Source organism: Roseateles asaccharophilus (assembly GCF_031458115.1).
Lineage (GTDB): Bacteria > Pseudomonadota > Gammaproteobacteria > Burkholderiales > Burkholderiaceae_C > Pelomonas > Pelomonas asaccharophilus_A.
The window spans coordinates 151,376-175,489 of sequence record NZ_JAVDXV010000012.1 but is presented as its reverse complement, the minus strand read 5'-3'; the positions used below and the strand labels follow the sequence as shown (position 1 = coordinate 175,489).

Sequence of the window (24,114 nt, the reverse complement as noted above, 5' to 3'; positions counted from 1 at the left end):
CCCCTGACTCACCCCAAAGGCCGCTGCTGACCCAGCGGCCTTTTGCTTTTTAATCGGTTGGGGACAGAGCTACTCGCTCCGCTCGGGCGGTCTGTCCCACAAGTTTTTCAGGAATCGCACTGCCATGACCGCCCAATTGATCGACGGCCTCGCCCTCTCCAAGGCCACACGCGCCGAAGTCGCCGCCCGTGCCGCTGCACTGACCGCCCAGGGCAAACAGCCCGGCCTCGCCGTCGTGCTGGTGGGCGACAACCCGGCCAGCCAGGTCTACGTCCGCAACAAGGTCAAGGCCTGCGAGGAAGCCGGCATCCACTCCGTGCTGGAAAAGTACGACGCCTCCATGACCGAGGCCGAACTGCTGGCGCGTGTTGACGCGCTGAACAACGACCCGACCATCCACGGCATCCTCGTTCAGCTGCCGCTGCCCAAGCACATCGACGACCACAAGGTCATCGAAGCCATCTCGCCGGCCAAGGACGTGGACGGCTTCCACGTCGCCAGCGCCGGCGCGCTGATGGTGGGCGAGCAAGGCTTCAAGGCGTGCACGCCCTATGGCTGCATGAAGATGCTGGAAAGCATCGGCATGAAGGATCTGAAAGGCAAGCATGCCGTCGTCATCGGCCGCAGCAACATCGTCGGCAAGCCGATGGCCATGATGCTGCTGGCCGCCAACGCCACCGTCACCGTCTGCCACAGCGGCACGGCCAACCTCGGCGAAATGACCCGCCAGGCCGACGTCATCGTGGCTGCCGTGGGCAAGCGCAATGTGCTGACGGCCGACATGGTCAAGCCCGGCGCCGTCGTCATTGACGTGGGCATGAACCGCAACGACGACGGCAAGCTCTGCGGAGACGTTGATTTCGACGGCGTCAAGGAAGTCGCGGGCTGGATTACCCCCGTGCCCGGTGGGGTCGGCCCGATGACCATTGCCATGTTGCTGGTCAACACGCTTGAATCCGCGGAACTTGCCGCAAAGTCCGCCTGATATGACCAATCCCCTGCTCTCCACCGCCGCCCTGCCCGAGTTCGCGGCCATCCAGCCCGAACACGTGCAGCCCGCCATCCAGCAATTGCTGGCCGAAGCGCAGGCGGCGCTGGATGAAGCCACCAAGCACGAGACGCCGGCCGACTACGACACGCTCTCGCGCATCCTCGACACCGCCACCGAGCGCCTGGGCACGGCCTGGGGCGCCGTGGGCCACCTGAACGCCGTGGCCGACACGCCCGCACTGCGCGAGGCCTACAACGGCATGCTGCCGGCGGTGACCGAGTTCTACACGGCCATGGGCGCCAACGAGGCTCTGTTTGCCAAGTACAAGGCGGTGATGGCCGCGCAGGGCAGCACGCTGAGCGCTCCGCGCCTGCAGTCACTCAAGCACGCCATCCGCGACTTCGTGCTGTCCGGTGCCGAGCTGCAGGGCGAGGCCCGCGAGCGCTACGCCGCCATCCAGGAACGCAGCGCCGAGTTGCAGCAGAAGTTCAGCGAGCACGTGCTGGACGCCACCGACGGCTGGAGCTACATCGCGTCCGCCGACGAGCTGGCGGGTGTACCGCAGGATGTGCTGGACGCGACGAAGCTGGATGACGGCGGCCACAAGCTGACGCTGCACTTCCCGGTCTACCTGCCCGTCATGCAGTACGCCGAGAACCGCGAACTGCGCGAGAAGCTCTACCGCGCCTATGTGACGCGCGCCAGCGAGACCGGCAAGCCCGAGTTGGACAACAGCGCCGCGATGAGCGAGATCGTCGCGCTGCGCCAGGAGGAGTCCCGGCTGCTGGGCTACGCCAACTTCGCCGAGGTGTCGCTGGCACCCAAGATGGCCTCGTCACCCGCCGAGGTGACCACCTTCCTGCGCGACCTGGCTCAACGCGCGCGTCCGTTCGCCGAGAAGGACCTGGCCGAGTTGCGCGAGTTCGCGAAGGGCGCGCCGCTGGAGGCCTGGGACGTCAGCTACTGGAGCGAGAAGCTCAAGGAAGCGCGCTACGCCTTCAGCGACCAGACGGTGAAGCAGTACTTCACCGCGCCCAAGGTCGTGGCCGGCCTGTTCACCATCATCGAGCGGCTGTTCGACGTCCGCGTGGTGCAAGCTGCCGCGCCGACGTGGAACGACACCGTCAGCTACTACCAGCTGCAGCGCGGCAGCAATGTCGTCGCCGGCTTCTACCTGGACCTCTACGCCCGTTCCGGCAAGCGCCCTGGTGCATGGATGGACGGCGTGCGCAGCCGCTGGCTCAAGCCCACGGGCGAGCAGCAGCTGCCGGTGGCGCATCTGGTGTGCAACTTCGCCAGCCCGGTGGGCGACAAGCCGGCTCTGCTGACGCACGACGACGTCATCACGCTGTTCCACGAGTTCGGCCACGGCCTGCACCACATGCTGACGCAGGTGGACGACCTGGGCGTGTCCGGCATCTCCGGCGTTGAGTGGGACGCCGTCGAGCTGCCCAGCCAGTTCATGGAGAACTTCTGCTGGGAATGGGACGTGCTGCAGCAGCTGACCGGCCATGTCGACAGCGGTGAGCCGCTGCCGCGCGAGCTGTTCGACAAGATGACCGCGGCCAAGAACTTCCAGAGCGGGCTGCAGACGCTGCGCCAGATCGAGTTCGCGCTGTTCGACATGCGCCTGCATGGCGAGCCGGGCGCTGAGGCCAATGTGCAGAAGCTGCTGGACGAGGTGCGCGCCGAAGTCGCGGTGCTGATCCCGCCCGCCTTCAACCGCTTCCAGCACAGCTTCAGCCACATCTTCGCGGGCGGCTATGCGGCGGGCTACTACAGCTACAAGTGGGCCGAGCTGCTGAGCGCCGACGCCTGGAGCGCGTTCGAGGAGGAAGGCGTGTTCAACGCCGCCACCGGCAAGCGCTTCCTGACCGAGGTGCTGGAGCAAGGCGGTTCGCGCGATGCCATCGACAACTTCAAGGCCTTCCGCGGCCGCGAGCCCAAGATCGACGCGCTGCTTCGCCACCAAGGCATGGCTTGACGAAATCTTCACGCGCGGCGCCCTAAGCTGCTCCGCTGAGGAGGTGCCCGCGTGAACCGCATCCTGGTCGTCGAGGACCATGCGCCGCTGCGCGCGCAGATCGTGACGCTGCTGCAAGGCGCGGGCTGGGCCGTCGAGGAGGCCAGCGACGGTCGCCTGGGCCTGCAGCTCGCGCTGGAGCAGCCACCCGACGTGCTGCTGCTGGACCTGGGCCTGCCCGGGCTGGGCGGCATAGCGCTGTGCCAACAGCTGCGAGCGCAGGCCGATCGCCATGTGCCGGTGCTGATGCTGACCGCCCGCGATGCGCTGGACGACAAGCGCCAAGGCTTCGGCGCCGGCGCCGACGACTACCTGCTGAAGCCATTTGCCGGCGAGGAGCTGCTGTGGCGCTGCCAAGCGCTGGCGCGTCGCGGCGAGCTGGGCCGCAGCCCCGTGCTGCAGCGCGGGCCGCTGCGCATCGACCGGCGCACCCATGAGGTCCACGCTGGAGAGGGCCAGGTCTTGCTGCTGCCGCGCCAGGCCTACCGGCTGCTCGTGGCGCTGGCCGAGGCCTGGCCGCGCACCGTCACGCGCAGCGAGCTGCAGCAGCAGTTGTGGGTCGACGAACCGCCGGAATCCGACGCGCTGCGCAGCCATCTCTACACGCTGCGCCAGGCGCTTGGCGCACACCAGGCGCTCGTGAAGACGGTGCATGGCGTGGGCCTGCGGCTCGACGTGCCGGAATGAGCACGGCCCCTGTCTACCGGCCCCGACTGCGGCGGCGGCTGATGCTGGCCTTCACCGGCTATGCATTGACGGTCAGCGCGCTGTTCGGCCTGTTCGCGATGCTGTTTGTCTATGCGGTGGAGGATGGGTTCTTCACGGGTGTGTTGCGGCAGGAGTTGCAACGCCAGCAGGCTCACCATGCAACGCATGGCGACTGGGCCCAGCCGGCTCAGGACTTCATCCGCGTCTACCGGCCTGCGGACACGCTGCCCGCCGATCTGGCCCATGCGCGCATCCAGCGGCCGGGCGACCGCGAACTATCCGGTGACGAGGGCCGCCACTATCACCTGCAGCCCCTCGGCGACGATGGCACGCTGCTGGTGGCCGAAGTCAGCCGCCAGCTGGTCGTGAGGCCGATGCGCCAACGCCTGCTGTTGTGGCTGGGGTTCTGGGGCGGCTCGGTCACGCTGCTGGCCCTGGCCCTGGGCGCCTGGCTGGCCTGGCGCAGCAGTGCGCCGCTGACACGGCTCGCCGCCCGCGTCGCGCAGAGCCGGCCGGAGCAGTTGCCGCTGGACCTGGCCGGGCCCGCGGGCCCCGACGAGGACGAGGTCGGCCGGCTGGCCCGCCACCTGGCCGAGCTGAACCAGCGCACCCGCGACCTCATCGCCCGCGAGCAGGCCTTCACGCGCGATGCCAGCCACGAGCTGCGCACGCCGCTGTCCGTGCTGGGCATGGCCTGCGAGGAACTGCAACGCCATGCGCCACCCGGGCAGCAGTCGACGCTGGCGACGATGGACGCGGCGATCTGGCAGTTGCAGCAGACGGTGGACCTGCTGCTGGCGCTGGCCCGTGAGGACGGCATGCCCGGCGCAGCACCCGACCTGCCGCTGCTGCCGCAGATCGAACAGGTCGTGCTGGCGCACGCGCCGCTGCTGGACCGGCAAGACATCGCGCTGCAGGTCGACGTGCCGCCCACGTTGACGCGCGCCTGGCCGCCGGCGCTCACACGGCTGCTGCTGTCCAACCTGCTGGCCAACGCGCTGGCGCACCGGGGCTCGCCGCACATCCGCATCGAGGCCGATGCGCAGCGCGTCAGCCTCAGCAACGCCAGCGCAGCCCCACCCACGGCGCTGCTGCAGGCCGGCGCGGCGGGCCGCGATGCGGGCGTGAAGGGCGAGGCGAGCGCCGGGCTGGGTCTGGGCCTGTCCATCGTGCGCCGCCTGGCCGAGCGCCACGGCCTGCGGCTGGAGTTGACACACGAGGCCGGGCTCACGCGCGTCAGCCTGATCGGCTGAACTTCGCTCACGTTTTCTTCACGCGGGGTCTCGCACAGTGACGACGTCGTCACGAGATCTCAACCCAATGATGAAGAAAGCAGGCAAGTACATGGCAGGTCTTCTCGGTGCAGCCGCCCTGGCGGGCGCCCTCTGGTGGGCCGTCTTTGGCCTCAAACCCTACGACCCCTCGCCCGCGGAGCTGCAGGCCCGACACGCGCACGCAGCCCTGCCCGCGCTGGACATGAGACTGGGCCCGGAGGAGCTGATCGCGGGCGGCCACCGGGCGCAGACGCTGCGCTTCAAGAGTTTCGACGGCAGTGAGAACGTGGGGCGCATCGTCTATCCCGCCAACGTCACCGGACCGGCGCCGCTGCTGGTCGGCCTGCATGCGCTGGGCCGCAACCATCACCGCTGGTTCAGCCCCGAGTTCATGCAACGGCCCACCATCGAGCAGACCGACCGCATCACCGCGCTGGCGCTCGCCAGCGGCTACGCGGTGCTGGCGCTGGACGCGCGAGAGCACGGCGAGCGCAAGAACCCCGACCACACGGCCCGCGACATCCTGCGCGACCTGCACTGGTGGGGCCGACGCGAGCCCTACGAACGCATGATCATCGACACGCTGAAGGACTACCGCGTGCTGCTGGACTGGGCCGCCGCGCAGCCCGGCATCGACGCGCGCCGCATCCGCGTTGCCGGCTACAGCATGGGCGGGCAGATGGCGCTGCTGCTGGGCGCGTTGGACCCGCGCATCGAGGCCGTCGCCGCCATCGTGCCGCCGCATCTGGATGACAAGGTCGCCATGGTCTCGCCGCAGCGGCTGCTGCCGGGCCTGGCCGGCAAGCGGGTCTGGCTGCTCAGCGCGGACGACGACGAGTACGCCAGCACCGCGCAGAACCAGGCCTTGTTCGACGCGCTGCCAGGCACGGACAAGCAGCACCTGCGCTTCCCGGGCGGACACCTGCTGCCCGAGGGCTACACCGAGCGGCTGCGCCCCTGGTTCTGATCCAGCGGTGCCGGGCCTGCTACAACGCCGGACCGGCAACCGCCTTGCTCATTCCACGGGAGTCCTCCAATGCGCTACGTCGCCCTTTGGCGCGGCATCAACGTCGGCAAGGCCAAGCGCCTGGCGATGGCCGACCTGAAGCTGCTGCTTGCCGAACTGGGCGCAACCAACGTGGCCACGTTGTTGAACAGCGGCAATGCCGTCTTCGACACGAAGAAGAAACTCGGCGCCGACAAGATCCGCGCGGCCGTGCAGGAGCGGCTGGGCGTCGATGCCGCCGTCATCCTGAAGACGGCCGCTGAGTGGGCGGCGATCGCCGCCGGGCAACCCATCGCCGAGGCGGACGATCCCAGCCGCCTGCTGGTCGCAGTCCCCGCGGACGCCGCGGCGCTGCAGGCCGTCGCCGACATCGTGGCGGACAGCGGCGAGCGCTTCGTCGTCACCGGCCACGCGGCCAATCTGTGGTGCGGCAATGGCATTCTGGAGAGCAAGGCCGCCGTCGTGCTACTGAAGCGGCTGGGGGAGTCCGGCACCGCGCGCAACTGGGCGACGGTGCAGAAGCTCAGCTCGCTGGTTCAGGCGTGACCGTCCAGCGTGTGCACACGCATGCCCACGCCCTCCTCCGCTGGCAGCTTCCACGGTCCGCGGTCAAGCATGGTGCGGCCATCCTTCAGCCCTGCCGCCCAGCGGGCACGCAGGCGTGAATCGCTGAAGTCGATGTCGCGCCACGAGTCCTCGCCCGGCAGCGCCTGCATGACCATGTGGACCAGGTCGATGCGCGCATCGCAGCCCAGCGCCAGCAGCTCCTTCATGGCCGGGTCGGCGGCGGCCTGCGAGCCCAGCTTCTTGCCCACGAGCCGCAGCGCGCGGCGCAGGTTCTGCATGCGCTCGTGGTCGTCGAGGTGCTCCAGGATGCGGCTGGCGTACTGGATGTCCTTGTAGCGCGTCAGCGCCCCGGCCATCGTGCTGGGCGCGGCCTCGCTGGCGTCCCACAGGTCCACCATGAAGCACAGCGTGTCGCGGCGCTCGGCGTCGTCCAGCAGCACGTCCAGCGGCGTGTTGGAGTAGATGCCGCCATCCCAGTAGGCCTCGTCGCCGATGACGACGGGCGCGAAACCGGGCGGCAGCGCGCCGCTGGCCAGCACATGCTCGGGGGCGATGCGGCTGTGGCCGTCGCGGTTGTCGAACAAGGCCATGGCGCCGCTGCGCACATTGACGGCGCACAGCGTCAGCCGCACCTCGGCGGCAGCGATGCGGTCGAAGTCCACCAGCTCGCGCAGCGTGGCGGCCAGCGGCGCCGTGTCGTAGAAACCCAGTTCGCCCAGCGGCGCACGGCGGTTCATGTCCCAGGCCTGCGGGCCGCGCGGCTTGAAGAAGCCGGGAATGCCGGTCGTCAGCGTCTGCCAGGTCTGGAAGGCCGCCGTGAACGGGTTGCTGGGCAGGTGGGGCGCGACGCCGGGCCGCGTCACGCGGTCCCAGAAGCTGCGCAGCGCCTTCAACCGGTCGGCCGGCGCGTTGCCGGCGATCAAGGCCGCATTGATCGCGCCGATGGACGTGCCGATCAGCCAGTCCGGCGCGATGTCGGCCCCATGCAGTGCCTCGGTCACGCCGGCCTGGTAGGCGCCCAGCGCGCCACCGCCCTGGAAGACATAGACCGTCTGGGGCGGCGGGCGGCGGCGGGTGGCCATCAGCTCAGCGTGACGGCGTCGTCACAGGGAATCGCGCGGAACACCGGCAGCGCCTCCACCGCCGCCGCGTGCGCGGCCACGTGCGGGTAGGCCTCGGCCGGCGCCGCCTCGGGCAGCACGAAGCAAGTGAAGCTCCAGGCCACGCCCGCCGTGATGCCGTCCTGGCGCAGGCCGTCGGCGCTGGCGTCCAGCGGACGGGCGGCCAGTTCGGCGTCCAGCGCGGCCCAGGCGGCATGCAGTTGGCCGTTGACACGGTCCAGCCAGGGCTGGTGGCGCTTGTCCTCGGGCCGCAGGCCGCGCTCGTAGATGATCTGCGCGGTCTTTTCGCAGGCCGCCAGCGCGAGGCCGATGACGCGCAGCTCGCGCTGCAGCGCCGGCGCATCGCGCGACTGCAGGCTGCGCCCGGCCAGCGCCTCGGCGTACTGCAGCATCAGCGTGGAATCCATCAGCAGGCTGCCGTCGTCGCAGACCAGCGTCGGCGCCTTCACGACCGGGTTGATCTGCTGGAACGCGTCGAAGCCGCGGAACACCGAGATGGCCGCATGCTCGAACGGCAGGCCCAGCAGCCGCATCGAGATGGCGACGCGGCGCACATAGGGCGAGTCCAGCATGCCGATGAGCTTCATGGCTTGCCCTTGCCGTCGGCGCCCGGCCGGATCTCCTCGAAACCGGCCAGGCCGTCCGCCACCTGCTTGCCGTGGCGCTTCTCGATCTCCGCGTGCATCACGCGGTTGTAGGCCTCAACAAAGGCCGAGGTCTGCGGCGTCACGTTCTCGCTGTAACGGCCCCAGTCGACGCCATAGCGCTGCTTCATGCGCTCGGCGCGGGCCTTTTCGGCCTTGTTGGGCGTGGGCCCGACCGTCTGCAACTTCAGCTCGCCCGCCTCCAGGTCCATGCGGGCCCGCACGGCACCGCGCTCGGCCGCCAGCGCCGGCGTGCCCAGGCGCAGGTCCACGGTCGCGACAAGCAGCCGGTCGCCCGAGGTGTCCAGGTGAACGATGCCGAACCTGACGAACATCGCCAGCACGACGCCGACCGCGGCAAGGGCGAACAGCACCGCCACGACGTGGATGCGCCGGATGCCACGCGGCCGCTGCCACTTGGGCTCGACGAATTCAGTCAGCAAGGCCATGGCCGCCTATGGGTCGGGTTTCTCGGTGATCGCCGAACGCGGCGATCAGCGGAGGAGTCTGCGCGGCAGAGCGTGTTGCTCGCGTTGAGCCTGGCAGGGGCGCAAGCAAGGCGCGAGGAGGCCGCGGGCTCGTGCCCGCAACGACGAGCAACGCCGCATGCGCCCCTGCCAGGCTCAACCCGAAGGGCCGGGGCGATTTGCGGGGCCATGCGGCGTTGCCGGCGCGTTGTGGGTAGGAACCCACGCCTCGCCGGCGCCTTGCCTGGCCCCGCAACTCGCCCCGGCGCGGGCGACACGCTCTGCCGCGCAGACTCCTGGCCTGCGCGATGACGGCCTTCACGGCGGGCAGTTGCAGCGAGGCCTTGTGCGCGGCGGCATCGGTCCACACTTCCGTGACCCAGACGGTCACGTCGTCGGCCGGGTCTTCGGCCACCACATAGCTCAGGCAGCCCGGCAGGGCATCCACCTCGGCCAGCAGCAGCTTCACCAACTCGGCCCGCCGGCCCTCGGCAGCCTTGAAGCTGCCTATCAATCCGTACATCGCGTCAATTCCTCGAAGTCGAGGCCGGATTTTGTGCCAACAGCACCAAGGCCGCCTGCACACGGCCTTGCCAGCCGGCCTGCTGCGCCGCGCTCCAGTCCGGCCAGCGGTCCCCTTCGGCGTCCAGTTCGTCGGCCAATGCCTGCAGCGCGGGCCGGCCGGTGACGCTGGCGGCCAGCGTCAGCCGGGCCAGCCACTCCTGGGCCTGGCGCACGCGCGGGTAGGCCGCAAACAGCCAGCGCGCCACTTCGGGCCGCGCCCGCCAGTCGGCATCGCCGAACCGCGCCACGGCCTGCGCGGTCAGCCGCTGGCCGGCGCCCAGGCAGTCGAACGCGACGCAGCCGGTGAAGCCTTGCGCGATCAGCCCGTCATGGATGCCGCAGCGGTGGTCGGCGCACAAGTGATGGCAGGGCGTCTCGGCCGGCTTGTCGAAGCCGAAGCCCTGCACCGCGTCGAACGGCGGGATCACGCAGCACAGCGCCACGCAGGCCGAGCAGTCGGCCTTCAGGCGGGCCGGCAGCGTCGCCACAGTCACGAGGCATCCTTCGCGCTTCGCGCTGTCCCGCCAAGCGGGAGCTCGCCGCCTCCGGGCGGCCGCACGGCGGTGACGGTCACTGCGCGTCGTCCGACACGCCCACCATCCAGGCCACGCCGAAGCGGTCGGTGACCATGCCGAACAGCGGCGCCCAGAAGGTCTTGCCCAGCGGCATCGTCACCTGGCCGCCATCGGCCAGCGCCGCGAAGGCCTCGCGGGCGGTGTCGGCATCGGGGCAGTCCAGCGACAGCGAGAAGCCCTTGAAGCTGCCCTCCCCGTTGCACATGCCGTCGGACATCATGACCAGCGCGCCGCCGATGTGCAGCGATGCATGCATGATCTTGTTCTCCGAACCTGGCGGCAGCATGCCCTCGGGTGGCGGCTCTGGGCTTTCGGAGTTGCGCATCATGAATTCCACCTTGGCGCCCAGCGCCTTCTTGTAGAACTCGATGGCCTGCTCGCAGTTGCCTTCGAAGAACAGATAGGGATCGATCTTCATCGCGGTCTCCGGTGATGGGCTGATTTCGACTCTAGACCTTACGGGGCCTTGAAGTCACCGGCCGTCGAAATGATGAAACCATCTGCACGGATGTGTTTTCGCCAGGCCGCGTTGGCCTGCTCCACCGTGACGGCCGCCAGCGCGTCGTCGCGGGTCTGCGCGGCGGCCCAGGTCTCGCCGCGCTCGGCCAGGCCGGTCAGGCTGCCGGCCAGCGCGCCGGGGTCGGCGCGGCTTTGCTTGCGGCCTTCGAGGATGTCCTTCTTGGCGCGTGCCAGCTCGGCTGCCGTCACGCCGTCCTTGGCCATGCGCGCGATCTCCTCCTGCACGACGGCGATGACGCGCTCGCGCTTGTCCGGCGCATAGCTGCCCTGGATGGCGAAGCCACCGGCGTTGCCCCAGAAGCCGGCGTTCAACGACGCGCCGATGCCGTAGGTCAGGCCTTCCTTCTGGCGCACGCGCTCGGACAGCCGGCTCTCCAGCCCGCCGCCGCCGAAGATGTGCACGGCCAGTTCCAGCGCCGCGTAGTCGGCGTCCTCGCTGTTCAGCGCCAGCGGCTCGTGCAGGCGCACGATGGCGTTGGCCTTGTCGCGCGCGATCGCGTCGAAGCGCGCCGGCGGCACGGCCACATGCCTGGGCACGTGGCGCACGAACTTGGGCGCTGCCGGCTTCTTCCAGTCGCCGAACAGTTTCTCCACCTCGGCGGCGAGGCCGTCGGGCAGCGCCCCCACGACGCTGATCTGCGCGTCATTGGCGCTCCAGTAGTCGGCGTAGAAACCCTTCACATCGGCCAGCGTGGTCTTCTTCAGCTCGGCGATGCGCTCGTCCACGCTCATCACGTAGTCCGGGTGGCCCAGGCTCACACCGCGAGCCTGGTTGTAGTGGCCGCGCGTGGCCTCCTGGCGCAAGGTGCCGGGCTCCTGGCGCGAGGCCTCGATGCCGGCAATGGACGACTTGATCTCGCGATCGAACGCATCCTGCGGCAGCAGCGGCCGGCGCAATGTATCGGCCATCACCCGCAGCGCGGGCAGCAGCGTGTCGCGTTCGGCGCTCAGGAAGACCGTGGCGCCCTGGTCGTAGCTGGAGACGCTCAAGCCCGCACGCAGCTTGATCAGCGCATCCTGCAACTGCTGCTTGGTGTAGCCCGCGCTGCCCTCGTTCATCAGCGAGCCCACCATGCCGGTGCCGTTCAGCGCATAGGTCGCATCGCGCTCGCCCCAGCGCAGCTGCATCTGCAGCACCACGGTGTTGCCGCGCGTCTGCTTCTTCAGCGTGTGCAGGCGAACCCCGCTGGGCAGCGTGCCGCGGTTCACGCGCGTCTCCAGCACCGCTGGAACCGGGTCCAGCTGCTCGCCCTCCTCCACCTTGGGCGGGCCTTGCAGCGTCGCCAGTCGCTGGTCCAGCGGCGGCGCCACCGGGATCTCCACGCGCTCCACCTTGTCCGCCGGCAGGTAGCGGCCCAGCGTGCGGTTGGCGGGCTTGAAGTAGGCGTTGCGCACGCGCTCCACGTCGGCCAGCGTGACCTTGGGGATGTCCTCCATCAGCTGGAACAGCAGCCGCCAGTCACCCGTGGCGATGAAGCCGGACAGCTGCTGGATCAGCGCCTCGGGGTTCTTCATCTGCTGGCGGTAGCTGTTGACGGCGATGTCACGCACGCGCGCCAGCTCGCTCTCCTCGAAGGGCTGGGCCGTGCGGCCTTCGGCCAGGTCCAGCAGCAGCTTCTCGACCTTGTCGACGTCGGCACCCGGCGGCAACGCGGCGAACGCACTGGTGGTGGACGGATCCACGCTGCCCAGGCCACCGATGCCGGCCGCCAATGCCAGCTTGGACTCGACGAGCTGCTTGTAGAGCTGCCCGCTGGGCTGCAGGCTCATCAGCAGGCTGTAGACCAGGATGGCCGGCGTATCCGGGTGCGTGATGGCCGGCACGTGATAGGCCGCCAGAAGAATGGGCTGGCCGCCCACGCGGCGCACCACCACGCTGCGCTCGCCATCCTGTGCCGGCTCCACCGTGTAGGGCTGCGGGATGGGCGCGGCGGGCCGCGCGACCGGGCCGAAGTGTTTGCTGACCAGCGCCAGCGTGGCCGCCTTGTCGAAAGCGCCGGCGATCAGCAGCGTCGCGTTGTCGGGCCGGTAGTAGCGCTTGTAGAAGCCCTGCAGCTTCTCGATGGGCACGTTCTCGATGTCGCTGCGGGGGCCGATGGTCGCGTTGCCATAGGGATGCCAGGTGAAGGCCGCGGCGCTCACGCGCTGCGCCAGCACGGCGAACGGCTGGTTCTCGCCGCGCTCGAACTCGTTGCGCACCACCGTCATCTCGGTGTCCAGGTCGGCCTTGGCGACACGGCTGTTGGTCATGCGGTCGGCCTCCAGGTCGAGCAGGAAGGCCAGCGTGTCGGCGTTCGCGTTGAAGCTCGCGAAGTAGTTGGTCCGGTCGGTCGTCGTCGTGCCGTTGAAGCGCACGCCGCGCTGCGCCATCGCGCCGGGGATGTCGTTCTGCCGCTGGGTTCCCTTGAACAACAGGTGCTCCAGCAGGTGGGCCATGCCGTACTCGCCCGGCGATTCGTGGCGGCTGCCGACGCGGTAGGTGATGTTGACGGTCGTGGTGGTCTGCGTTGCGTCGGGGAACAGCAGGATCTGCAGGCCGTTGGGCAGCCGGTATTCCTCGATGCCGCCCAGCTCGCGCACGCGCTCCGGCAGCGGCAGCACGGCGGCAGCTTGCGCGCGGGCCGCGCCCGGCTTGGCCTTGGCCGTGGCGGGTTGCGCCTGGGCCTGCGCGCCGCTCAGGGCCAGGCCCAGCAGCACGGCGCCCAGCCCCCGGGCCAGACGCCCCTCCAGCTTCATCCCCATTTGTCTCGCTCCTCGGCCGTGCCGTTTCGTATGCGCTGCATTCTCGGGGCTTTACCGGCGGGGGCCCTTCGTCACTCCCCAGGGCGGCATTGCTGTCGTGCCGCCTACCCGCGTGGGTGGTGGACGCCAGCGCCGGAGCGCGCGACGATGGTTGCGGCGCCGGGCCGCGCCCAGGAGGGCTCATGGACACCTCTCCCTACCACGACGGCATGCGCGAGCTGCAGGACGCACGCGACACCCGCGCCATCGCCGACCGGCTCGCCCAGGTCACGCTGCGCCGGGCCTTCACCGACGACGACCGCGCCTTCATCCAGGCCTGCTGCATGTTCTTCGTCGCCAGCGCCGACGCGCAGGGCCGGCCCGACTGCTCGTACAAGGGCGGCCTGCCGGGCTTCGTGCGCGTGCTGGACGAGCACACGCTGGCCTTCCCAGACTACGACGGCAACGGCATGTACCGCTCCTGGGGCAACGTGGCCGTCAACCCGCAGGTGGGCCTGCTGTTCATCGATTTCGAGAAGCCGCGCCGGCTGCGCGTGAACGGCAGCGCCCGCATCGCGGCGGTCGACCCGCTGATGGCGGAGTTCCCGGGCGCGGTCTTCGTCGTGCGCGTGGCGGCCGAGGCCATCTTCCCGAACTGCCCGCGCTACATCCACAAGATGGCGCTGGTGGAGCCCTCGGTCTATGCACCGCGCGACGGCTACACGCCGCCGGTGCCGGCCTGGAAAGGCTTCGACGCGTTCCGCGACGCCCTGCCCGCGCGCGATCGCGGGCAGGGTTGAGCCAACTTAGCGGAACACGCCCACCGCATCCACCAGGCTGGCCGCCTGCTGCTTCAGGCTCATCGACGCCGCGCTGCTCTGCTCCACCAGCGCCGCGTTCTGCTGCGTGACCTGGTCGAGCTGGCTGACGGTCTGGCCCACCTGCGCGATGCCGCTGCTCTGCTCGCGCACCGAGCCGCTGATCTCGCCGATCAGGTCGGACACGCGCTGCACCTTGCTCATGATCTCTTCCATCGCCTGGCCGGCGCCATCCACCAGCTTGGAACCGGCTTCCACCTGCTCCACGCTCGCGCTGATCAGCGACTTGATCTCCTTGGCCGCCTCGGCGCTGCGCTGCGCGAGGTTGCGCACCTCGCCGGCCACCACGGCAAAGCCACGGCCCTGCTCGCCCGCGCGCGCCGCCTCCACCGCGGCGTTCAGCGCCAGGATGTTGGTCTGGAACGCGATACCGTCGATGGTGCCGATGATGTCGGCGATGCGGCGCGAACTGGTGCTGATGTCGCCCATGCGCGAGATCACCTGCGACACCGCCTGGCCGCCCTGCGCGGCGGCCGTGCTGGCCTGGCCGGACAGGTCGTTGGCCTGCTGCGCCGTGTCGGCGTTGTTCTTCACGGTGGCCGTCATCTGCTCCATCGACGAGGCCGTCTGCTGCAGGCTGGACGCCGCCTGCTCGGTGCGCGAGCTGAGGTCTTCGTTGCCGCGCGCGATCTCCTCGACCGCCGTCTGCAGGTTGACCACCTGCTCGCCCACGTCGGCCACCAGCCAGCGGAACATCAGGCCCAGCTGGCTGATGCAGCGCATGCTCATGCCGATCTCGTCGACGCGGTCCATGCTGGCGACCTCCTGCATCGCCCCCGTGGCCACGCCCAGCGCCTGCTTGCGCAGTTCCTCCAGCGGGGCCGCGAACATCTGCTCGAAGATGACCGACGTGACGATCATGCCGATGCCCACCACGGTCGCCAGGCGGGCCAGTGCCATCCAGTCGGTTGCCAGCGGGATACCCACCAGCACCATCGCCAGCCACACCAGGCCCAGCGTCATGCGGATGCGGCCGCGGGCGTTCAGCGTCTTGCGCCAGTTCATCAGGCCCGCCAGGCCCGAGCCCAGCAGCAGGCCCTTGTGCAGCTTCACGCCGGCGCGGCCCTCACGCATCTGCGCATACAGCTTCTCGGCAGTGGTGGATTCCTCGCGCGTGGCACGCGTGCGAACCGACATGTAGCCCTGATGACGCCCGTTGCGCACGATGGGTACCGCATTGGCCCGCACCCAGTAGTGGTCGCCGTCCTTGCGCCGGTTCTTGACCAGGCCCGTCCACGGCTCGCCGCCCTTCAGCGTGGCCCACATGTCGGCGAAGGCATCGGCCGGCATGTCCGGGTGGCGCACGAAGTTGTGCGGCTGGCCGATGATCTCGTCGCGGGTGAAGCCGCTGACCGAGATGAACGCATCGTTGGCGTACTTCACGTAGCTCTGGGTATCGGTGGTCGACATCAACGTGGCGTCTGCCGCAAAGTCGAACTCACGCTGGGTCACCGGTTGGTTGACGCGCATAACACCTCCACTGTGCAGTTGATTGGGGCCCATGCGGCGCCCGATGCAGGACGCCTGCGCGCAAGATGATCGCGCAACCGGTCACAAAAAGGGAGGCGTTAGCGTGGCGACAACCCAGATTTCAAGTCGCGACGACTCCGTGCAAGCCAGCCGTCAGGTCTGTCGGGAAAACCCAGCTTGTCAATCGGATTGCACGGAGCGGTTCGCCAGCGGCGACCGGCGCCAGCGATCCGGGCTCGGGGATCTGCAGCGTGCCTTCGATGACGGAGGCGCGATTCGAGACCAGGAATGAAGCCCTCACCCTTCTTTCGCCAGCCGCTGCCACCAGTGCCTGCGTGTAGGCGTGCTGCGCACCACCCTGCCACAGCGCGTCGCTGCTCAGCGTCTCGACGATGCGGCCTTGCTGCATCAACCACACCGCCTACCGCGACTACCTGACCAGCGTGGCCGACGTGTTGGGCAGGGCCTATGTGCTGACCGGCGAATACCGTTTCTGACGGCTGGTGCTCTTCGAGAGTGCGGCTTCACCGCGCGGCTCGAAGACCTTCAAGCCCCGGAGAGAGCCGGGGTTTTTTTGCTCCGCCGCCGCGGGTGTCGCGCGCGCCAGACATCCACCGGGCTGTATCGCCAGTTCTGAGGATGCCCCGGCCATTGAGCGACCTGACACAGCTGCATCCGCGCCTATCTTCCTCAGCACCGCAGAACAACGTCGACACCCGGTTCGCCATGCCAACCGGAACCTTGGGAGGAACCACCATGAACCACAAGAAGATCTCGCTGATGCTGGCCGCGCCGCTGGCATCGACCACGGCCTGGGGCTTGACCGTTACCGAGGCTGCGCTCGAAATGGGTCGCGCGCAGGGGCGCTACGAGATTTGCCAGAAGCCGCAAACCGCCACCGCCGAATGCCCAGCGCTGCTGAAGGCGCTACTGGAGGCGACCAGGGCATTCGGGGCCGCTGAGGTCAGGAACGCAAAGCCGGCTGCAGAAAATCCGGCGACCGAAAAGCCACAAGAACGTCTGGAGGGCGGGATCAGCAAGCTGCTCGAAGACACCCAGAAGATACAGACTCGCGTTGAAAAGCTCCGCCCCGAAACGGAACGACGCAAGCTTTTCAACACGATGGACGCCGCGCGTGATCTGGCGATGGGCGTGAACACCGGCAGCCCCTATGCCTCGGAAGCTCTGGAAGATGCCCGACGGATGCCGTCCGACGTGAACGAGATCGGAAAGTTGATGACGAAGGCCCAAGAGAAGGCCAACGAGGCCGTGTCGCAAGGGTTGATGCTGCGCCAGTGCGGCACCGCTGGAGGTCCCGGTTGCAAGCCTCGCGACGAGATGTTCCGGGAAGGCGAGGCAGCATTCAAGAGCGCAGATGAATCGATCAGGAAGGTCGAGGAGAAGATCAAGCAACTGCGCACCGATGTGCGCGAGATCACGGCCACGGAGGCGGGGCTGGACGCCCAGCAGCGCGCCGCCTATCTGAAGTTTGACGAGGGCCTGGAAAGCCTGCCCAACGCACGCTCGCTGCTGGGTGGCGACACCATTGGCCTCGTCGCTGCGAAGGAAGACGCGCAGGTCGCACTGCAGGTCGGCTACGACATCAAGAAGGGCCTGCTGGGCCGCAACCGCGTGTCATTTCACATGACGGCACCGCTGGGCGCGGGCGCCAAGCGCGCCGACGTGTTCAACAACGTGGACGGGCTGAGCAGCCAGGGCAGTGTCGGCTTCGGCTACGGCATGGCCCGCGCCAACCCGCTGGGCGACGGCCTGTACCGGGCCATGTTCGGTGCCACGCTGTCGCGCAAGACGCACCAGTACCTGGTGGACAACGCAGGCCAGGTGGAACAAGGCGAACAGAAGGTCAAACCCTGGCGGGTCGGTATCGAGGTCGAGTACGCGCTGTTTGGCGCCAAGGGCACCGCCCATCGCGTCTCGGTCTTCCACGAGCGCAAGTGGCAGGATGGCAAGGCCGGCGTCCACTGCCCCGGCGGCGCCACCAGCACGGCGATGGTGAGCTGCCTCAGCGGCCCCCTCGGCGCGCCCAAACAGGTCGAAGGCACCACCGCGTCCTACGCCTATCACTTCCGCTTCAACAACGGCATGGCGATGGCACCGCGCCTCAGCTACGACAGCGCCACCAAGGGCAGCGGCCTGGACGTGCCCATCTACCTGATCGTCAGCAAGGAGAAGAAGACCGAGCTGAACGCCGGCATCCAGGTGGGCTGGACGCGCAAGCCCGGCAAGGACGGTGAGCCGGCGCAGAACGACTTCGGCTTTGGCCTGTTCGTCGGTGCGCCGTTCGGTCTGCTGAGCGGCGGCGGCGTCAACTCCCGCTAGCCGGTTCAGGGCGCGGCGTTCAGCACCTGCCGCGCCGCAAGATCACCGATGCGCCGCCCCATCGCCTCGGCCGCGTCCGTGGCCGAGCGGAAGTGGATGCCGCCGTGGATGCGGGCGTCGGACACCTCGCGGACGAAGTCGGCCGTGCGCTGCCAACGGCGCGTCGCGCCCTTGGCCGTGGGGCTGCTGGTGGACAGCACCGGCAGCGCGCCACCCTTGGCATCCGCATCGATGACCGCGGCGACCGACGACGCCAGGATGCTGTGGCCGCTGGGGTACTCGGGGTGCATGGGCGCGTCGATCAGCGACAACCACGACGCGTCGCGCGTGGTGGCGTCATTGCCGTCCAGGTCGCCGTTGCGGATGGCCGTGACGGGGCGCCAGAACTGGTAGTGATACTTGGCGTCGAAGACGGCGATCAGCGCATCGTCCATGGCTTGCGCGATGGCGGCGAACAGGCGCGCGTTGCGGGCCAGGTCACGCTGCGGCGCCTGCGCCGCCGACTGCACCACGCCGTAGTAGATGGCCGGCAGCGAGTAGTCCCAGAAGCGCGCGGCATCGGTCTGCTCGGCGCTGCGGGCGCTGCCTGTCTTGCCGCCCAGCGACTTGATCTCGTTGTAGTCGCGCGCCCACTGCTCGCTGTTCAACGCCGGCGGCGCGGCCGGGCGGAACTGCGCCGCACTGGTCATCAGCCAGGGCTTGCGCTGCGACCACTGCGGCACGGCCATCGCTGAGGTCGGCACATAGCTGCCAGCGCTGGTCACGGGGCGGTAGGCCTCGGGCGACGCCGCACCGTCGTTCAGGCGCGCGCCCAGCACGGACTGGGCCGCGGCTTCGCCGGCGGCAATGCCCTGGTGGCGGGCCGGGCCTTCAGCGACACCGGCCAACGCTGCCTGGTAGGCCGCGTCGATGGCCGGCTGCTGCGCCGGCAGCAGCCGGTTCAGCGTGACGCGATGGGCGGCGGCCAGCGCGGCCTCGGGCGAGGCCTGGCGCTGCTTCGCGGCGTCGACGGCCTGCATCGCGGCGGTCTGCACGATGGCCATGACGCGCACGGCGGGCGGCGTGCCCAGCTTGGCGTCGGCGATCAGTTCGCCCGACTTGGTGTTCCAGTCGGTGACGGCGTCGGCCTGGGCCTCGGGCAGCGCGAACGCGGCAGCGATGGACAGCAGGCAGATGGCCAGCGGGGTTCGGTTCATTCTCATGTTCAGCTCTTGTAGAAGTGGTAATCGGCGCGGTAGGGCACGCGCAGTGGGTGGCCAGGCTGGCAGGCACCGCTGGGTGCCATGCCACCGGCCGTGTTGACGCGCTGGATCTGCGTGATGCCCACCAGCGCACCGGTCGAGGCACTTTCGGGCGCCGGCCGGGCGGCCAGCAGCAGCCACGGGATGGCGCCGGCCGCCGGCGCATCAGCGCGGGCACTGACGCTGGCCAGGATGCGGCTGCCGTCGCTGTGCTGCCAGAACGGGCCGGCGCCATGCGTGCCCGCCGGGCGGCCAGCGGCATCGAACAGTTCGGCCTGTGGCGCCACGAAGGCCCATTGGCCGTCGCGGCAGTCGTAGATCTGCACGCCGCGCGCGCCGAGGGTCAGCGCCAGCGTGGCGCCCGGCGCGGGTCGCAGCACGTCGGGCACGGGCGGCACGGCGTTGCAGCCAACCAGCGCGGCAGCGGCCGTGGCGGCGCACAGGGAAGTCTTCAGAATCATGTGCAGGGTCCTCGTGATGCAAGCGCTCAGCGCTTGGTGATGACGGCTTCGAGGTAGTGGCTGGGCACCACCAGCGACGTTGCGCCGGCCGCGTTCATCGCGTCCATCAGCGCATGGAGGTCGCGCTCCAGCGCGCGCTGACCCGTCGCGTCGAGCGCGGCGAAGGCCTTGTGCGTGGGGCCGTAGTAGTCGCGGAACACCTGCACGAAGTGCGCGGGCGACGCGTAGCGGAAATTGAAGACGCGGCGCTGGCACTGGATGTGCGAGGCCTGGGCGCCGAACAAAGCCTGCAGATGCTCCTCACTGCCCCACAGCGATGGCGGCTTGACGCCGGCCGGCGGCGCCACATGGGCACCCATCACCTTGAACAGGCGGCCGATGAAGCTGTCGGGCGTCCAGCTGGCCAGGCCGATGCGGCCGCCGGAGTGCGTCACGCGCAGCATCTCACTTGCGGTGCGCTCGTGGTCGGGCGCGAACATGGAGCCGAAGGTCGACAGCGTCACGTCGAACACGGCGTCGTCGAACGGCAGGTCCTCCACGTCGGCGGTCCGGAACTCCACGGCCAGACCTTCGGCCTGCGCGCGGGCGCGGCCCTTGTCGAGCAGCGAGGGGGCGTAGTCCGTGGAGACGACCTGCGCGAAGCGGCGTGCCGCGGCCAGCGTGGCGTTGCCGTTGCCGGCGGCCACGTCCAGCACGCGTTCGCCGGCCCGCACATCGGCGGCTTCGGCCAGGTTTTCGCCCACGATCTGCAGCGTGGTGCCGACGACGGCGTAGTCGCCGCTGGACCAGGCGGCCTGCTGGCGCTGCTTGATGGCAGCGAAATCGGGGGTGATGGCTTGGGTGGGTTCGATCAAGGTGGTCATGGGTGGCTTTTGAGGGTTGGGGCGGCCGCAGCCGCATGGGAATGCCCCGCCGAAGCAGGAGGTTGTGAAAAGGGAGTGCTCAGCGCCCGAACAGGCTGGGGCGGCGATCGCGCCGCGCCAGGCCGTGCAGTTCGGCGCTGGCCGACAGCAGTTCGCTGCGGTCCAGGCCCAGGTCGCGCAGCACGCGGTCGTCCAGCCGGCCCAGCGTGCGGGCGGTGGTTTGCATGCGGCGCAGGCGCAGCCAGCGAAGGCACAGGCGGCCGAGGACCAGCACGCCGTCATGGCAGGCCCGCACGGCCAGCGTGGCCGGCCCGGGGTTCAGGGAGATGGTGGGGATGTGCATCGTTCGTTCCTTGCGAGGAAACGAACTTTGCAAAGGGGTGCGTTCCGCGAGCGTTCCACGCCCGCAAGCGCCCTCAGGCGCCGGTCAATGCACCGCGGTTAGCTGCGCGATCAGCGCCAGATGCTGTTGGGATGCTTCGCCAACGATGCGATTCAGCAGCTCGGGCAAGGCCACGCCCGGCCAAGCCGGCGAACCGGCGGGCAGGCCGCCGCGGCCCGCCAGCAGGGCACCGATCTCGTCGCGGTCTGCCCGCGTCAGGTCGGGCAGGTCGGCGAAATGGGCCAGGCAGCGCCGCGCCAGCGTGGCATGGCCTTGCGCGTCGACCAGTTCGGCAAACGCCATAAGACCCGGCGCCAGCAGCGAGGGCGAACCCAGCGCGATGGCCGTGGACAGGCCTTCGGTCAGCGCGGCGCGGGCCTCGGCGAGATCGCCCTCGCGCACCGAGACGCGCGCGCGGTGCGCCTGTATCCAGGCGCTCACGCTGCGGTTGCCCACCGCGGTGGCGCTCTCGCACCCACGCTGCGCGTGCTCGCGCGCGCCGGCCAGGTCGCCGAGGTACAGCGCCGAATGCGACAGGTTGGTGTAGACCATGCTCGCCGTGTTCGCCAGCCCGTCGCGCGCGCTCAGCGCCAGCGCCTCCTGCAGCGGCGCCTGGGCCGCGGCGGGCTCGCCACGGGCGATGTAGAGCGCGCCGAGGTTGTTCAGGCACAGCGCGACGCCGGCGCCATGGCCGATGCGGCGGTGCTGCTCCAGCGACTCCAGCGAGAGTCGCAACGCCTCGTCGTAATGTCCCAGCCGCTTGTGCACCAACGACAGGTTGTCCAGCGTGCCCGCGATCTGCCGCGGCTGCCCTTCGGAGCGCACGCGGGCCAGCAGCTGTTCGTAGCGCCGCTGCGCTTCGTTGAGCCTGCCGACGCGCAGCGCGCAGGCGGCCAGCACCGTCAGCGCCTGGATGCGCGCGGCGCTCTCGGGCTCGGCGGGGTCAATGCGCTCCAGTGCCTGCGCGGCCAGGCGCTCCGCCTCGGCGTACCGGTCCCGCCGGTAGCTCAGGTGCGCGGCCCGGCTCTGCAGCAGCACGTGCAGCGCGGCATCGGCCTGCACGCGCGGCATGGCCACGGCGTCCAGCATCCAGCGCAGCCCGTCCTCGATGAGCCCGCGGTGGTCGAAGTAGGCCAGCAGCGCCTCGGCGCAGCCGGGCACGGCGTCGGTCGGGCCGATCTCGAGCGCCCATTGCCAGGCGAGGCGGAAGTTCTCCAGGTCGGTGTCGATGGCCCGCAGGCTGGCACGGTCGCCCGCCTCGGCGGCGCTGCGGCACTGCACCAGCCGGTGCTGGAAGTAGGCGGCATGCGCGGCCCGCGTGTCGCGCCAGGCGGCCTCGCCCAGCTTGTGTGCCGCGAGCTGCTGCACCAGCGGGTGCAGCGCCAGCCGCGGGCCGTCCCGGCGCAGCAGCGACTTGTCGGCCAGCGCACCCAGCACGGGCAGCGCCGCAGCAGCAACGGCTCGCGCGGCCTCCGCCGTGAAGCCGCCGCGAAACACCGACAGCCGCGCCAACGCGTCGCGTTCGGCCGGCACCAGCCGCAGCCACGACTGCTCGAACACGCCCTCCATGCTGGCGTGGCGCGGCGGATGCGTGGCGCCGTCCGCGCGCAGCAGCTCGGTGCCGGCGCTGAGCTCGGCCGCGATGGCCGCACAGGGCAGCACGCGCGTCCATGCGGCCGCCAGCTCCAGCGCCAGCGGCAGGCCGTCGAGCTGACGGCAGATGTCCACGATGGCGGCAGCCTCGGCCTGCGGCGACAGGGCCGGCTGGACCCGCTGCGCCGCGGCGATGAACAGCCGCGCCGCATCGAAGGCCTCCAGCCGGTCGCCGTCTTCCGGCTCCGGACACGGTAGGCCTTCCAGCGGGAAGAGCTGCTCGCCGGCCAGCCCCAGGCGCACGCGCGAGGTGACCACCACCTTCAGCCGCGGGCAGGCAGCCAGCAGCTCGCCCAGCAGTGCCGCCTCCGCCACCAACTGCTCGAAGTTGTCCAGCACCAGCAGCGTGGCGCGCTCGCGCAGGGCCGTGCACAACTGCTCCAGCGGCGACGCCCTGCCCTGCAGCGCCAGACCCAGCTCGCGGGCGATGCGCGTGGCCACATCCTGCATGCTGAGCAAGTCCTCCAGCGGCACGAAGACAGCGTCGTGGCCGTGCGAGGCGGCGAGGTCGTGCAGCACGCAGCGCGCCAGTCGCGTCTTGCCCATGCCGCCGGGGCCCGTCACGCAGACCATGCGCACATCGTCACGCGCCAGCAGTTCGGCGATGTGGCGCCGCTCGCCGGCGCGGCCGACGAAGCCGGCCAGCTCCGCCACCGGCGCCGGCATGGGCGCCGCGCTGCTCGCCACGCCCAGGCCGTCATGCAGCGCCTGCAGCTGTGCGCCCGGCGCCAGGCCCAGTTCATCGGCCATGCGCGCCGCGAAATCCCGGTAGGCCTGCCGGGCCCGCGCGGCCTGGCCGCTGCGCGCCAGCTTCTCCATCTGTGCCCCCAATGCAGCCTCGTCCAGCGGGTCGTCCTCCAGCAGGCGCGACGCCAATTGCAGCCCCTGGGCGGCGTCGGTCAGCGGGTCGGCCACATGCTCCAGCGCAACGGCGCGCCACGCCGCCTGCAGTCGGCCGCGCTCCAGGCGCAGCCAGGCGGTCCAGGGCTCGTTGGCATCGTCATCGAAGCCTTGCAGCCACGGGCCGCGGCGAAGCTCCAGCGCCGGGCCGCGCTCGCCGTTGCCGACCGCCGCATCGAAGGCGGCGATGTCGGTGTCGACCTCCAGCCGGACCGCGCCGGGCAGCACGTCCAGCGCGGCGCCCCAGGGCCGCTCCTGCAGGCGGAACAACGTCTTGCGCAGGTTGGTCAGCGCGAGCTTGGACTCGTGCTCGGGCCACAGCAGCGCGGCCAGCTCCTTGCGCGCGACCCAGCCGCGCCGGTGCGCCAGCAGCACCAGCAGCTGGCTGCCTCGCTCACTGGGCAGCGCCACGATGGCGCCCTCCTGCACCACCGACGGTGCGCCGAACAACAGGAAGCGGGTGGTCATGTGGGGCGCCGGTCGAGCACCGGATGGGCGCCTAGCGCGCGGCGAAGGCCGCCACGGTGTCCTGCCATTCGTCCACGCTGCTCTCGCGGACCTCGACGCCGCACAGGAAGTCCAGCGCGCGGCGGCGGTCGACGGCTTCGCGCCGCTCCCGCTCGCGGTCGGCCGCCTTCCAGGCGGGCATGGCGATCCAGCGCGGCAGATGTTGGATGAAGGAAGCGGTGCGAGCGGCGTTCATCAGAGATCCTCGTTGCATGCGGATGTCGACGTCCAAGTCGCAG

Annotated in this window: 23 protein-coding genes; 8 read left to right on the top strand and 15 right to left on the bottom strand. The window is 69.9% G+C overall.

Annotation, left to right across the window (positions count from 1 at the left end):
* Positions 1-124 precede the first annotated feature (124 nt).
* From folD to J2X21_RS25730, 6 genes are all read left to right on the top strand, one after another.
* Positions 125-985, top strand: a complete 861-nt coding sequence (gene folD, locus J2X21_RS25755) for a bifunctional methylenetetrahydrofolate dehydrogenase/methenyltetrahydrofolate cyclohydrolase FolD (protein ID WP_310333002.1) — start codon at positions 125-127, stop codon at positions 983-985.
* A gap of 1 nt (position 986) precedes the next feature.
* Positions 987-2,975: a M3 family metallopeptidase gene (locus J2X21_RS25750; protein WP_310333001.1), complete on the top strand. Its 1,989-nt coding sequence runs from the start codon at positions 987-989 to the stop codon at positions 2,973-2,975.
* Positions 2,976-3,026: 51 nt separating this feature from the next.
* Positions 3,027-3,701 (top strand): response regulator transcription factor, encoded by a 675-nt coding sequence (locus tag J2X21_RS25745; RefSeq protein ID WP_310333000.1) that lies wholly within the window; start codon positions 3,027-3,029, stop codon positions 3,699-3,701.
* Entirely contained in the window at positions 3,698-4,975 is a 1,278-nt protein-coding gene (locus J2X21_RS25740) for a sensor histidine kinase (protein ID WP_310332999.1), read from the top strand. The genes J2X21_RS25745 and J2X21_RS25740 overlap by 4 nt, the downstream gene beginning before the upstream one ends.
* A 67-nt stretch (positions 4,976-5,042) precedes the next feature.
* On the top strand, positions 5,043-5,963 hold the full coding sequence (locus J2X21_RS25735; RefSeq protein WP_310332998.1) for a dienelactone hydrolase family protein: 921 nt from the start codon (positions 5,043-5,045) through the stop codon (positions 5,961-5,963).
* Positions 5,964-6,032: 69 nt separating this feature from the next.
* The gene (locus J2X21_RS25730; RefSeq protein ID WP_310332997.1) at positions 6,033-6,548 is read left to right on the top strand and encodes a DUF1697 domain-containing protein; all 516 of its coding nucleotides are present in this window, start codon (positions 6,033-6,035) and stop codon (positions 6,546-6,548) included.
* On the opposite strand, the gene J2X21_RS25725 is transcribed toward J2X21_RS25730, so the two are convergent.
* The 7 genes from J2X21_RS25725 to J2X21_RS25695 all read right to left on the bottom strand — a co-directional run bounded on the left by J2X21_RS25725 (position 6,539) and on the right by J2X21_RS25695 (position 13,201).
* Positions 6,539-7,651: a patatin-like phospholipase family protein gene (locus J2X21_RS25725; RefSeq protein WP_310332996.1), complete on the bottom strand. Its 1,113-nt coding sequence runs from the start codon at positions 7,649-7,651 to the stop codon at positions 6,539-6,541. The genes J2X21_RS25730 and J2X21_RS25725 overlap by 10 nt on opposite strands.
* On the bottom strand, positions 7,651-8,277 hold the full coding sequence (locus tag J2X21_RS25720; RefSeq protein WP_310332995.1) for a glutathione S-transferase: 627 nt from the start codon (positions 8,275-8,277) through the stop codon (positions 7,651-7,653). The genes J2X21_RS25725 and J2X21_RS25720 overlap by 1 nt, the downstream gene beginning before the upstream one ends.
* Positions 8,274-8,783, bottom strand: a complete 510-nt coding sequence (locus J2X21_RS25715; RefSeq protein WP_310332994.1) for a hypothetical protein — start codon at positions 8,781-8,783, stop codon at positions 8,274-8,276. Before J2X21_RS25715 ends, J2X21_RS25720 begins: the two co-directional genes overlap by 4 nt.
* Positions 8,767-9,324: a putative quinol monooxygenase gene (locus J2X21_RS25710; protein WP_310332993.1), complete on the bottom strand. Its 558-nt coding sequence runs from the start codon at positions 9,322-9,324 to the stop codon at positions 8,767-8,769. Before J2X21_RS25710 ends, J2X21_RS25715 begins: the two co-directional genes overlap by 17 nt.
* A 4-nt stretch (positions 9,325-9,328) precedes the next feature.
* Positions 9,329-9,859: a hypothetical protein gene (locus J2X21_RS25705; RefSeq protein WP_310332992.1), complete on the bottom strand. Its 531-nt coding sequence runs from the start codon at positions 9,857-9,859 to the stop codon at positions 9,329-9,331.
* Between the two features lie 76 nt (positions 9,860-9,935).
* Positions 9,936-10,358, bottom strand: coding sequence for a VOC family protein (locus J2X21_RS25700; protein ID WP_310332991.1), 423 nt, complete (start codon positions 10,356-10,358; stop codon positions 9,936-9,938).
* Positions 10,359-10,396: 38 nt separating this feature from the next.
* Entirely contained in the window at positions 10,397-13,201 is a 2,805-nt protein-coding gene (locus J2X21_RS25695) for a M16 family metallopeptidase (protein WP_310332990.1), read from the bottom strand.
* A gap of 182 nt (positions 13,202-13,383) precedes the next feature.
* Here J2X21_RS25695 and J2X21_RS25690 point away from each other — a divergent pair, with 182 nt between their 5' ends.
* Positions 13,384-13,980, top strand: coding sequence for a pyridoxamine 5'-phosphate oxidase family protein (locus J2X21_RS25690; protein WP_310332989.1), 597 nt, complete (start codon positions 13,384-13,386; stop codon positions 13,978-13,980).
* Between the two features lie 6 nt (positions 13,981-13,986).
* On the opposite strand, the gene J2X21_RS25685 is transcribed toward J2X21_RS25690, so the two are convergent.
* Both J2X21_RS25685 and J2X21_RS25680 read right to left on the bottom strand, forming a co-directional pair.
* Entirely contained in the window at positions 13,987-15,528 is a 1,542-nt protein-coding gene (locus tag J2X21_RS25685) for a methyl-accepting chemotaxis protein (RefSeq protein WP_310332988.1), read from the bottom strand.
* A 121-nt stretch (positions 15,529-15,649) separates the two neighbouring features.
* Positions 15,650-15,937 carry a hypothetical protein gene (locus J2X21_RS25680; protein WP_310332987.1) on the bottom strand — a complete coding sequence of 96 codons (288 nt, stop codon included), beginning with the start codon at positions 15,935-15,937 and terminating at the stop codon, positions 15,650-15,652.
* Between the two features lie 182 nt (positions 15,938-16,119).
* Here J2X21_RS25680 and J2X21_RS25675 point away from each other — a divergent pair, with 182 nt between their 5' ends.
* Positions 16,120-17,868: a coiled-coil domain-containing protein gene (locus J2X21_RS25675; RefSeq protein WP_310332986.1), complete on the top strand. Its 1,749-nt coding sequence runs from the start codon at positions 16,120-16,122 to the stop codon at positions 17,866-17,868.
* 5 nt (positions 17,869-17,873) lie between these two features.
* On the opposite strand, the gene J2X21_RS25670 is transcribed toward J2X21_RS25675, so the two are convergent.
* From J2X21_RS25670 to J2X21_RS25645, 6 genes are all read right to left on the bottom strand, one after another.
* Complete coding sequence (locus J2X21_RS25670) at positions 17,874-19,070, bottom strand: vanadium-dependent haloperoxidase (RefSeq protein ID WP_310332985.1); 1,197 nt, start codon at positions 19,068-19,070, stop codon at positions 17,874-17,876.
* Positions 19,071-19,072: 2 nt separating this feature from the next.
* On the bottom strand, positions 19,073-19,570 hold the full coding sequence (locus tag J2X21_RS25665) for a DUF3455 domain-containing protein (RefSeq protein WP_310332984.1): 498 nt from the start codon (positions 19,568-19,570) through the stop codon (positions 19,073-19,075).
* Between the two features lie 26 nt (positions 19,571-19,596).
* The gene (locus tag J2X21_RS25660) at positions 19,597-20,433 is read right to left on the bottom strand and encodes a class I SAM-dependent methyltransferase (protein ID WP_310332983.1); all 837 of its coding nucleotides are present in this window, start codon (positions 20,431-20,433) and stop codon (positions 19,597-19,599) included.
* Positions 20,434-20,512: 79 nt separating this feature from the next.
* Complete coding sequence (locus tag J2X21_RS25655) at positions 20,513-20,776, bottom strand: DUF1127 domain-containing protein (RefSeq protein WP_310332982.1); 264 nt, start codon at positions 20,774-20,776, stop codon at positions 20,513-20,515.
* An 84-nt stretch (positions 20,777-20,860) separates the two neighbouring features.
* The gene (locus J2X21_RS25650; RefSeq protein WP_310332981.1) at positions 20,861-23,836 is read right to left on the bottom strand and encodes an ATP-binding protein; all 2,976 of its coding nucleotides are present in this window, start codon (positions 23,834-23,836) and stop codon (positions 20,861-20,863) included.
* 31 nt (positions 23,837-23,867) lie between these two features.
* Positions 23,868-24,071 (bottom strand): hypothetical protein, encoded by a 204-nt coding sequence (locus J2X21_RS25645; RefSeq protein WP_310332980.1) that lies wholly within the window; start codon positions 24,069-24,071, stop codon positions 23,868-23,870.
* Positions 24,072-24,114: the final 43 nt, after the last annotated feature.